This is a genomic window from Methylobacterium sp. (assembly GCF_019750675.1).
Lineage (GTDB): Bacteria > Pseudomonadota > Alphaproteobacteria > Rhizobiales > Beijerinckiaceae > Methylobacterium.
Window position 1 is genome coordinate 1 of sequence record NZ_JAIEOF010000012.1, and the last position, 11330, is coordinate 11330.

Here is an 11330-nt window from a genome sequence, read left to right on the forward strand (position 1 = left end):
TGGGCTTGGCCTCGGTCATGGGCTTGGCCTCGGTCGCGGGCTTGGCCTCCGGGGCGGTCTTCGCCTGAGGCGCGGGCTTAGGCGCGGTGTTGGTCACCGGATTGGCCTTGACCGGGGCGGGCGCCGACTTCGCGGGCTCGGGGCGCCGGGGCTCCGAGACCTGGGGTGCCACCGCGTCGACGGCCCGGCCCGAGCGCTGGACCAGGGTCGAGAGTTCGCCCAGCGCTTTCAGCTGCTCGGAGACCACGCGGCGCATTTCGCCGGTGGCGTCCTGGGTCTCCCGGGGGATCTCCAGGACACCGCGCTGCAGATCGGCCCGGGTGGCGTCGAGTTCGCGCCGGATCTCGGCCGCCATCTCGCGCAGGGTCGAGACCGAGTCGCCGAAGCGGCCCGAGGCGGATTCGAGAACGGCCGACATCTGCTGGGAGGCAGCTTCGATCGCGGCCCGCACCGCCTCGGCGGTCCGGTTGCTCTCGCTGTCGGCCCCGGCGCGCAGGCCTTCGAAGGCCTGGGCGACGCTGGCGCCGGCGCCGGCGGCGGTCTCCGAGAGGGTGGTCCCGAGGGCACGGGCCCGCTCCTCGGCCGCCCGCAAGGTCTCGCCGATCGTCGCGTCGAAGCGGGCGGTCTGTGCCTCCAGGGTGCCGGAGCGCTCCTCGATGCGCGACAGCACGTCGGCGATGGCGGCCTCGCGGGTCGCCAGGCGCTCGGACAGGCGACCTTCGGCGCCCTCCAGCTGGTTGGCCGCGCCCTCGAGCTGGCCGGCGGCCTGCGTGAGGGTGCCGGCATGGCTGCGGCCGATCTCGCCCAGGGTGCGGCCGCGCGCGTCCAGGGAGGCCGCGAGGTCGGCGGCATCCCGCAGGGCGCCCTCGGCCACGCCCTTCAGGAGGTCGACCTGCTCGGCGACCCCGGCGCTGGCCCGCGCCGTCTCGCTGGTGACGGCCGAGAGCGCGTCTCGGATCTCGGCGATCCGCCCGGACAGGCCCGCCTCGATGCGGCCGAGATTCTCGCCCGTTCCCGAGAGCAGGCTGCGCAGGGCGTCGTTGGCACCATCGATACGCTCCACGACCGAGACGAGCTCACGGCTCATCTGCTCGTTGGCATTGGAGAGCGAGGTGATGGCGCGGGACGCGCCGCCGTCGATAACCGACAGCAGGGCTTCGGCCGAGGCGCGGGACTGGGCCGCCAGGGCCTCCGTCCGCGCCTGGATCGCCTCGACCAGGGGCGCTCCGCTCTCGCGCAGGGCCTGCTCGATGGCGTCGCCACGCAGGGCCAGGGCCTCGACGAGCTGCGCGCCCGGCCCCTCCACGATCGCCCGCAGGCGCTCGGACTGGTCGGTCAGTGCGGTCACCACGGCGTCGCCGCGCCCGTCCAGGGTCTCCACGAGGCTGCCGCCGCGCTCCTCGATGGCGCGGGTGATCGTCTCCGCGCTCTCCGCGAGGCGGCGGGCGAGGGACTGACCGCGCGCCTCGACGAGGCTGGCCAGCGCCGTTGAGCGGCGGTCGAAGGCCTCGGTCATGGCGCCGTTGCGGCTGTCGATGAGTGCGGCCACGGCCTCGTTGCGCTGGTCGAGGGCGGCGGCGAGGGCCTGGGCATGGGCCTCGGCCAGGGCCGCGTGGCGGCCGACGCGCTCGTCGAAGGCCGAGAGCATCGTGGCGGTGCGCTCGTCGACCAGGGCCGCATAGGCGTCCTGGCGGTCGTCGAAGGCCGTCGCGAGGGCATCGCCGCGCGAGGCGACGAGGGTGGCGAACACCTTCATGCGGTTGTCGATGCGGCTGGTGAACGCCGCCGCGCGGCCGTCCACGGCCTCCGCGAGGGCGGTGCCCTGCGTGTCGATCGTGCGGGCGAAGGCCGAGGCCCGCGCCTCGACGAGGCTGTCGAGGGCCGCCAGGCGCTGGTCGAAGACCGTCGCCAGGTCGTGGGTGCGGGCCTCGACGTGCTCCGTGAGCGTGCCGGTGCGGCCGTCCACGAGGCGCTCGAGATTACCCAGGCGCTCGTCGAAGAAGCCCGTCAGGGCCGCGACCTGCGTCTCGGTCTGTGCCGCCAGCGCACCGGACCGGTGGTCGACGGCATCGTCGAGGGCGCGCAGGCGCTCGTCGAAGGTCGTGACGAGGGACTGCGTCCGCTCGGCGACGCGGTCGGCGAGGCTGCCGGCGCGGCCGTCCACCAGGGCTTCGAGGGCGGAAAGCCGCTCGTCGAAGATCCCCACCAACGCACGGGTGCGGGCCTCGGTCTGCTCGGCCAAGTGGTCCGCGCGTCCGTCGATGGCCGCGTCCAGTCCCTGGATGCGGGCGTCGAAGACCGAGACGAGGTCGCGGGTCCGCTCGGCGACGCCGTCCGCCAGGGTACCGACGCGTCCGTCCACGAGGGCTTCGAGGGCGGCGAGACGCTCGTCGAAGATCGCCACCAGGGCGCGGGTCCGCGCCTCGGTCTCGGCCGCGAGGTTGCCCGCGCGGTCGTCGAGGAAGCCGTCCAGGCCGCGCAGCCGCTCCTCGAACAGGGAGACCATGGCGCGCGAGGCCGTCTCGGCCTGGCTGTGCAGCGCACCCGCGCGCTCGTCGACCACGCGGTCGAGGGCGCCGACCCGGGTGTCGATGAGGGAGACCAGGGCCTGGGCCCGGGAATCGACCTCGTCCGAGAGGGTGCCGGTGCGGTGATCGACGAGCTGGTCGAGGGCGCCGAGGCGCTCGTCGAACAGGGCGACGAGGCGCTGCGTCCGGTCATCCACCCGGTCCGTCAGGGCGTCGGCGCGGCTGTCGATCAGGCCGTCGAGGGCCGACAGGATCTCATCGAACAGGGCGCGCAGGCCCTGGGACCGCGCTTCCAGATTCTGGCCGAGCTGCGCGCCACGGCCGTCGACGATCTCGTCGAGGGCGCCGATGCGCTGGTCGAACAGGACGCCCAGGGCTTCGGTGCGGCTGTCGAGGGCGTCGGTGAGCTGGGCGCCACGGCCGTCCACGAGTTGCCCGAGGACGCTGATGCGATGGTCGAACAGGCGTGCCAGGGCCCGGGTGCGGGCGTCCACCGCCTCGGCCATCTCGCCGCTGCGACGCTCCACGATCTCGTCGAGCGCTCCGACGCGCTGGTCGAAGGTCTCGGCGAGGCGCCGGGCCTGGTGATCCACGGTCTCGGCCAGACGCTCGCCGCGCCGGTCGACCAGCTCGTCGAGGATGCCGACGCGCTGGTCGAAGGTGTTGGTCAGGGCGCGGGTGCGGTCCTCCACGGTCTCGACGAGGCGGGCGCCGCGCTGGTCCACGATCTCGCCGAGGGCGTTCAGGCGCTCGTCGAGGGTTTCGGTGAGCGCGCGGGTGCGCGCCTCCATCGCGTCGGACAGGCCGCTGCCGCGCCGCTCGACGACCTCGTCGAGGTGGTCGATGCGCTCGTCGAAGAGGCTCGCCAGGGCCCGCGTGCGGGCCTCCACCGCCTCCGAGGCGCTGCCGAGGCTCGCCGCGATGGTGTCGACCAGGGCGCGTCCGCGTTGGTCGAGGCTCTCGTGCAGAGGTGCGATCCGGTCCTTGAGGTCGGCGCTGACGACGCCCGCATGGGTGTCGAGCAGGGCGCGGATCTCGCCCGTGCGGTCGTCGAGGAGCTGGTGGACGGTGCGCACGCCCTCGTCGAGGAGGGAGCTGATGTCCGCGGTGCGGCGGTCGAGGGTGTTGCCGAGGCGGCCCTCGCCCTCGCCGAGCTGGCGGTCGGCCTCCGTCACCATTTCGCGCAGGCGGCCGAGGATGGATTCGCCGCGCTGTTCCAGAACCTTGCCGAGCGAGTTGCTGCCGATGTCGAACAGGCGGGCGAGCTCGGTGATGCGGCCACCGAGGGCGCCGAACACGGCCCGGCCCTTCTCGTCGAGTTCGTGGCCCATGGCCGCCGTACGCTCGTCGATGAGGCGAACGAGTTCGTCGGCGCGGGCCGCGAAGGCGTCGCGGATCGCGCGGGCCTGTCCGTCCAGCGCCTCGTTCGCGCCGCCGGTCCGGTCCACGATCATGTCCACGAGTTCGCGTGTGCGGTTGGCGAGATCCTCGTCCACCGCGCGGGTGCGGCTTTCGATGAGGCGGATCGCCTCGAAAGCCTGGGAACCGAAGGATTCCTCGATGAGGCGGCTACGCTCCTCCAAGGCGGTCCCGATCGCCTCCAGGCGGCCCAGCACGCCCGCATCGAAGCGACCGGCGCCCTCGTCGAGGCGGCGCGCGAGTTCGAGGGTCTGTTCGTCGAGGCGGCGGCCGATCTCGGCGGTGCGCTCGCCGAGGATGTCGCCGAGGCTGGCGCTGCGCGCCGCGATGTCGAGCGCCATGGTATCGGCCCGGGCGTCGAGGGTCTGCACGAGGTCGCGGCCACTCTCGACCATGACGCGGCCCATCTCGGCGGTGCGCACGATAAGGGCCTCGTTGAGGGCGGTGGCACGGCTGCCGAGGTGGCCGTCGATCTGGGCGACGAGATTGGCGAAGGTCTCGCCGATCTCGGCCGAGCGCCGCACGGAGCGCTCCTCGAGGGCGCCGAGCTGGCTCTCCACCATGGCGCTGGCCTCGCGAGTCCGCTCGGCGAGGGTCTCGGCGACCGCCTTGCCCTGCACCGTGATGACCCGGTCCATCTCCTCCAGGCGGCCCGATACGGAATCCGTGAGGGCGGCGGTGTCGCGCGAGATCCGGTCGGCCAGGATGTCGCCGCGCGCGAGGGTGTCCTGCAGGGCCGAGAGGCGGTCGTTCAGCACCCGGTCGAGGGCCTGGGCCCGGCTCTCGGTGGTATCGGCGAAGGTCGCGCCGGTGCGGTTGAGGTGATCGTTCACCCGCGCGCCCTGTGCGGTCACCGCGAGGACGATGTCGCGGCCGGTGCTGGCGAGCTGCGTCTGGGCCTCGTTCGCCTGGGCGGCGATGAGGTCGCCGAGGGTGCGGCCATGGTCGCCGAAGGCGGTCTCGACGTCGCGGATCCGAGCGGTGAGATCGCCGCCGATGCCGTCCGCCGCGCGGGTGATGGTGCCGGCGGCCTCGTCGGCGCGGCGGGACAGTTCCGCGTTGACCGCATCGAGGGTCCGGCGGAGGGCCTCGATGGAGGCCTCCGCGCGGGCGCCGACGCTCTCGCCGACGCCGTCGGAGGCCTGGCGCAGGAGTTCGGCGGCCTCGGCGGTGCGGGCGGCGAGGTCCGAAGCGGTCGCGGCGAGCCGCTGCTCGAAGATCTGCACGGCCTCCACGGTGCGGGCCTCGAGCTCGCCGGTGGCGCTGGCGGAAGCCCGGCGCAGGGATTGCGCCGCCTCGGTGGTGCTGGCGCCCAGCACCACGGTGGTCTCCTCGGCGCTGCGCCGGAAGGTGTCGGCCGCCTCGGCGGTCCGGCCAGCGATCGCCGCGCTCAGGGTGGCGGCGGCGGCGGTCAGGGCCTCGACGGCGTCGATGGCCCGGGTCTCGAAGCTGCGTCCCAGGACCGCCAGGGCGCCGTCGACGGTCTCGCTCGCCTCGCGGGTGCGCAGGGCGACGAGGTCGCCGATCCGGGTGCCGGTGGCATCGAGGCTGCTCTCGAGGCCGGTGCCCTGCACCGCGATGGTGTCGTGCAGGCGCGACGCGACGGATTCGATGCGCGCCGCCAGGGCGCTGCCCTGCGTGTCGAGGTCCGTGGTGATGCGGCTCATGGACCCGATCAGGTCGTCGCGCACGGCGACGGCCCGGCCGCCGAAGCTCTCGACCACAGCCCCGGCCGCGAGGGCGAGGGCGGCCTGGGCCTCGCGGCCGCTGGCGCCGATATGCTCGGTGACGGTGCCGCCCTGGACCGTGATGGTCTCGCGCAGGCGGTTGGCCACGAGGTCGATGCGGTCGGCCAGCGCGCTGCCGCTCTGATCGAGGCGCAGGGCGACGTCCTCCACGGAGCCCACGAGGGCATCGCGCAGCGCCCCGGTGCGGGCGCCGAAGGTCTCCACGATGGTGCCGGCGGCACGTTCCAGGCCGGCTTCGGTCTCGCGGCCATGGATCTCCAGGCGGTCGGAGACCTCCGCGCCGCGCACCGCGATGGTGTCGTGCAGGCGCGCCGCCACGCTCTCGATGCGTTCGGCCAGGGCGCCGCCGCGGGCGTCGATGCCGGTGGCGATACCCTCGACGGAGCGGACGAGTTCGTCCCGCACGCCGTCGGCCTGGGCGCTGAAATTCGCGATGGCACCGCTGGCGGCCAGCGCCAGGCCCGCCTGGGCTTCGCGGCCCCGGGTCTCGATGAGGTCTGACACGCCGGTGCCGGCGGTCTCGAGTTCGGTGCGGAGCGCTTCGCCGCGCACCGCGATGTCGCGGGTCAGCGCCGCGCCCGTCTCGGCGAAGTGCAGGCGCAGGGCGTCGCCCGTCTCGGCGAAACGCGCGGTGATCTCGCCACCGGTGGAGGCGAATTGCTGGGTCAGTTCCGAACCGCGGGAGAGGAACGCGGTCTCCAGGCTGCGCGCGGAATCCTCGAAGGTCTGGCGCACGTCGCCGCCCTGTCGGTTGAGGGCCTCGATGACCTCGGCCCCGGTCTGCGCCAGGGTACGGGCGACCTGCCCGGCATTCTCCGCCAGGGTGCTGGTGAGGATGCCACCGGTGCGCTCGAAGGCGCGGGTGACTTCGCCGGCGCGGGTCTCCAGGGACTGGGTGAGGGCGGTGCCGACGTCGGCGAGGCTGTCGCGGACGCCGTCGCTGGTGGAGGCGAGGCGCTGGACGAGATCGTCGCCCCGGCCCGAGACCAGTTCGACCACCCGGTCGCCAGCCTCGCCGAGGGCGGCCGTGATGGCGTCGCCGCGGTTGCCCAACGCCGAGGTGATGGCCTCGCCGCGCGCGTCGAGGGCGCCGGTGACCCGGTCGCCCGCGCCGTTGACCGCCGAGACGATGCGCTCGGCCGCGCCGTCGAGTTCCGCCGTCAGGCTCTGATGCGTGCCCGCGATGGCGCCGCGCACCCGCTCGGCATTAGCTACGATGGATTCGCGCTGCGCGACGAGTTCATCGACGAGAGAGCGGATGCGGATCTCGTTGTCGGAATAGGCCCGCTCCAGGGTGGCGATCTCGCCGCGCACCAGGGTTTCCAGTTCGCCGGCCCGGGCCAGCGCCCGCTCGACGCCGTCGCCGACGGCGGCGACTTCGCGGCGCACCGTCTGCGACATGGTCAGCACGGCATCGGTGGAGAAGTTCTCGGGCTCCGCCAGGCGGATGGCGACCTCGCCCACGGCGCGGGCGACCATGCGCATTTCCTGGGCGCGCACGGCGAGCATCGCCATGATGGCGAAGAGGACGACGGGGCCGACCAGCGTGGTCGCCGCGACGGCGCCCTGGATCGCCGTGAGCCCTTGGAAGAACCCGCGCAGGTCTCCCCCGGACTGGCTCCAGGCCAGGGCGAGGAGCCCGGCGATCCAGAGTGCACCGGCGGCGGCGGCGATGAGATAAGGCGCGCGCGTGGGACGGACGCGCAGCGTCTGCTGCAGGATACCGATGTTCTGGCGGTCGTCGTTGGCGACCATCGAGCGGTCGGGCGGGAGCAGGCCGCCCTCGCGGCGGGGGCGGGTGCGGTCCGGCGGCGGCAGGTCCGAAGCGAGGGGCTGGTCGAGATCGAGGCGGGGCGGGGCGAGGCGGCCGCTCGGGTCGTGCAGGGGATCGGCGTCCCCGACATCCGGCAGGCGCGGCTCGACGCGGGACGCGTCCGGTCCGGGCGCGAACGCGTCGAGGTTGAGAGCCTGCTCGATCGCCGACAGAGCCGCCTCGGCCGGGTCCTTGAGCTTCTTTTCGGTGGCCATTCAACGCCTCGTCACGCGTATCCCGATCGCCGGCCGCGCCCGGCGATCAAGGTTACTTTTACCAATTAACCAGGTAACTTTAGACATCGGCACGGAGCCCGGATACCCGAGCCTGCCGCTGCGCCCAAAAAACCTTAACGGAATGGTTACCAAGCCGAGGGCTCGAACCGCACCGTCCTCTTTCTGCATGATGCCTCAACGCTTAAGCGGAAGCGAATGAGGCGGCGCCTCCGCTGTGGATAGACGGGACGGGCACCGTGAGGGGAGAGACGGTCTTGCAGGATAGACACGGGCCGGACGCACCCAGTGGCGAAGCCGCGCTCCTCGATCGCGCGCACCTCGATCGTCAGACCTTCGGCGACGCCGAGCTCGCGGGCGAGCTGCTCGGCCTCTTCGCCGGGCAGTGCCGCGCCCTCCTGCCCGGCATCCTGGCGCGCGACCGTCCCGCATCGGAACGCGCCGATCTCGCCCATACCCTCAAGGGGTCCGCGCTGGGCGTGGGGGCCGACAGGATCGCCCGGATCGCGGCCGACATCGAGGATGCGCTGCGTGATGGAGACGAGGCCGGCGAGGAGGACGCCCTGGCCGGCGCCGTGACCGACACCCTCGCGGTGCTGGCCGTGCCGGCCTGATGTTTTGCCGGAAACGCCCGCTGCACCGGGGGCCTCGCGGCCGGAAGCGCATATTGGTCCGGCGTCTGATGAGGCGCCTCGGGCCGGCCCCCGGACGTCGCGTCGCGGCAGGACGATGGAACGGCGCCGCCGCTCCGGCGTAAGGCCATGAATCGTCACCCGGTCGGCGAGCGCGCTTGCAATCGCAGGCCTGCCCCTTCAAGGCAGTCTCGCGCCGCACAACCGGCCATCTACGCGTTGTCCGAGCCCGGAGCCCACGATGCCCAAGATCACCTACGTCGATCATACCGGAACGGCCAGGACCGTGGAGGGCGACGTGGGATCAACCGTGATGGAAGCGGCGATCCGCAACAACGTCCCGGGCATCGATGCCGAGTGCGGGGGCGCCTGCGCCTGCGCGACCTGTCACGTCTATGTGGACGGCGAATGGGCCGCGATCGTCGGACCCGCCGAGGACATGGAGCAGGACATGCTCGACTTCGCCTCCGACGTGAAGCCGACTTCGCGCCTGTGCTGCCAGATCCGCATCACCCCGGAACTCGACGGCCTCAGCGTCACGACCCCCGCACGGCAGGGCTGAGCGGGCGAAGGCCGAGGCTTCGCCGAAGCGGAGCAGGTACCCGTCCGGATCCTGCACGAGGAACTGTTGGTACCCGACCTCCGCCTCGCCGGCGCGGTACCAGACCTCGTGCAAAGGCCGGAACAGCGGCCACTCCAGTGCGGTGAGACGCGCAAGGATCGGCGCGGTCGAGCGAACCGCGATCTGAAGATTGATGCCGCGTCCGAACGGCGGCGTCAGGGGCGCGGTGATCCAGTTCCCGTTGACCGCGTTCAGCATCACCTGCGCGCCCTCGCATTCGAGATAGGCGAAGCCGTTCTCGGGTCGCTCGTAGGCGCATGTGAAGCCGAGCCCGTCGCACCAGAAGGCGAGGCTGCGGGCCAGATCGCGCACGTCGAGTTCGGGAACGAGGGGAGCAAACCCACCCTGCGGCAATCGATCCGGCATGAAGGCTCCGTGTCTGCTGTCTCTCGGGTGCACCTCAGCGGACGAGGGCCCGCATTGCCCCGTCGATGCCCTCGAGATTGAGCGGGAACATCCGCTCGCCCATGAGGCGACGCACCATGCCGATTGACTGGGTGTAGGCCCAATGCTCCGCCGGCACCGGGTTGAGCCAGACCGCCTTCGGAAAGCGCTCCAAGATGCGGTTCAGCCACACCTCGCCCGGTTCCTCGTTCCAGTGCTCCACCGAGCCGCCCGCCATGGCGATCTCGTAGGGGCTCATGGAGGCGTCGCCGACGAACACCACGCGGTAGTCCGGCGGGTAGGTCCGCAGCACGTCGAGGAGCGGCAGGGTCTCGTCGTGCCGGCGGCGGTTCTCCCGCCAGACCCGCTCGTAGGGGCAGTTGTGGAAGTAGAAGTGCTCGAAGTGCTTGAACTCCGAGCGGGCGGCCGAGAACAGCTCCTCGGCGAGAGCCACGTGCCAGTCCATCGAGCCGCCGACATCGAGGAACAGCAGCACCTTCACGGCGTTGCGCCGCTCCGGGCGGAGCTTCACGTCGAGGTAGCCCTTGGCCGCCGTCTCGCGGATCGTGCCGTCGAGGTCGAGTTCGTCGGCGGCACCCGTGCGGGCGAAGCGGCGCAGGCGGCGCAGGGCCACCCGCATGTTGCGGGTGCCGAGCTCGACGGTGTCGTCGAGGTCCTTGAACTCGCGCTTGTCCCAGACCTTCACCGCGCGGAAATTGCGGTTGCCGTCCTGGCCGATCCGGACGCCCTCCGGGTTGTACCCGTAGGCGCCGAACGGCGAGGTTCCGCCGGTCCCGATCCACTTGCCGCCGCCCTGATGGCGCTCGCGCTGCTCGGCGAGACGCTGCTTGAGGGTTTCGAACAGCTTGTCCCAGCCGAGCGCCTGCAACTCCGCCTTCTCGGCGTCGGTGAGGTACTTCTCGGCGAGCTTGCGCAGCCATTCCTCGGGGATCGCCGCCGGCGCCATCGCCTCGCCCAGGGACTCGATACCTTTGAACACGGTGCCGAAGACCCGGTCGAACCGGTCGAGGTTGCGCTCGTCCTTCACCAGGGCGGTGCGGGCGAGGAGGTAGAAGTCCTCGACGCGCTTCTCGGCCAGATCGCGGTCGAGGGCGCCGAGCAGCGTCAGGAATTCCCGCAGGGTGACGGGGACCTTGGCCTCGCGCAGGGCGGTGAAGAACTGGAGCAGCATGGGGCGACAACGCGGGAAGCCGCCGGCCGGGTCAAGCCCGCTGCCGCGCCGCTCCAAGCGCAGGGTTCGGCCGAATCACATACGTTAAACTGGGTATAACCCTGGATTTCTGTTGATATCCCCTTGCCCGTGACATTCCCGGCAGCGGGACTTGTCATTGGAATCGAACATTGTCCTCGCACAGTCGCGTGCAGGTCAGGACAAGATGTCAGGGCGCATGGTCTTCGGGTAGAGTTGGGAGTGAGCGTCATGGCGCCCGTGCTGCGCTCGCTGAGCGACTTCAAGCGGTTCCTCTCCGAGCCGGGTGCGACGATTCAGGTGGTGCGCAACACCTTCATCGACCGCCAGCCGGCCGCCTTCGTGGAGGCCTACCGCGCCAAGGGCATGTACGAGCCCCGGACGATCCGGGCCGTGTCGAAGAAGGCCGCCATCTTCGCGATCCAGGGGCATCCGACCACGGTCTGGCTCTACTGGGACAAGGGCACGCGCAAGTGGCGCTTCCAGGACGACACCGTGGCGATCCCCCTCGATACCGGCCTCGGCCCGCCGGACGAGATCGTCTACCGCTGCAGCTACGCGCCGGGGACGGACCCGGCGCTCCATCCGCCGGCCCGGAGGGCACGGCCCCGCGCGGCCAAGCCTCCCGAAGCGATCCGGCCCCATCCGAAGGCTTCGCCCACCAAGGCCGCGGTCGGGCCCAAGGCGTCCGAACCCGGCAAGGCGTCCGTGCCCGGCAAGGCGACCGTGCCCGGCAAGGCG

Annotated in this window: 4 protein-coding genes and 2 pseudogenes; 3 read left to right on the plus strand and 3 right to left on the minus strand. The window is 72.1% G+C overall.

What is annotated here, in order from left to right; translation table 11 throughout:
* A partial coding sequence (locus K2X24_RS00650; protein WP_292493718.1) for a hypothetical protein occupies positions 1-7723 on the minus strand: 7723 nt, incomplete at its 3' end.
* Between the two features lie 275 nt (positions 7724-7998).
* Between K2X24_RS00650 and K2X24_RS00655 the strand changes: the two genes are divergently transcribed.
* Together K2X24_RS00655 and K2X24_RS00660 are read left to right on the plus strand one after the other, a co-directional pair.
* The gene (locus K2X24_RS00655; RefSeq protein WP_292493721.1) at positions 7999-8355 is read left to right on the plus strand and encodes an Hpt domain-containing protein; all 357 of its coding nucleotides are present in this window, start codon (positions 7999-8001) and stop codon (positions 8353-8355) included.
* Between the two features lie 259 nt (positions 8356-8614).
* Positions 8615-8935, plus strand: a complete 321-nt coding sequence (locus K2X24_RS00660) for a 2Fe-2S iron-sulfur cluster-binding protein (protein ID WP_238278418.1) — start codon at positions 8615-8617, stop codon at positions 8933-8935.
* 27 nt (positions 8936-8962) lie between these two features.
* On the opposite strand, the pseudogene K2X24_RS00665 reads toward K2X24_RS00660, so the two are convergent.
* Both K2X24_RS00665 and K2X24_RS00670 read right to left on the minus strand, forming a co-directional pair.
* Positions 8963-9361: pseudogene (locus K2X24_RS00665) on the minus strand (VOC family protein); the annotation flags it as partial.
* Between the two features lie 34 nt (positions 9362-9395).
* Positions 9396-10571 (minus strand): VWA domain-containing protein, encoded by a 1176-nt coding sequence (locus K2X24_RS00670; protein ID WP_292493725.1) that lies wholly within the window; start codon positions 10569-10571, stop codon positions 9396-9398.
* Between the two features lie 249 nt (positions 10572-10820).
* Here K2X24_RS00670 and K2X24_RS00675 point away from each other — a divergent pair.
* A pseudogene (locus tag K2X24_RS00675) lies at positions 10821-11165 on the plus strand (hypothetical protein); the annotation flags it as partial.
* Positions 11166-11330 lie beyond the last annotated feature (165 nt).

Bases quoted from the DNA above. Each gene is read 5' to 3' on its own strand.
- K2X24_RS00670 (WP_292493725.1), bottom strand. From the start codon at position 10,571: ATGCTGCTCCAGTTCTTCACCGCCCTGCGCGAGGCCAAGGTCCCCGTC.
- K2X24_RS00660 (WP_238278418.1), top strand. From the start codon at position 8,615: ATGCCCAAGATCACCTACGTCGATCATACCGGAACGGCCAGGACCGTG.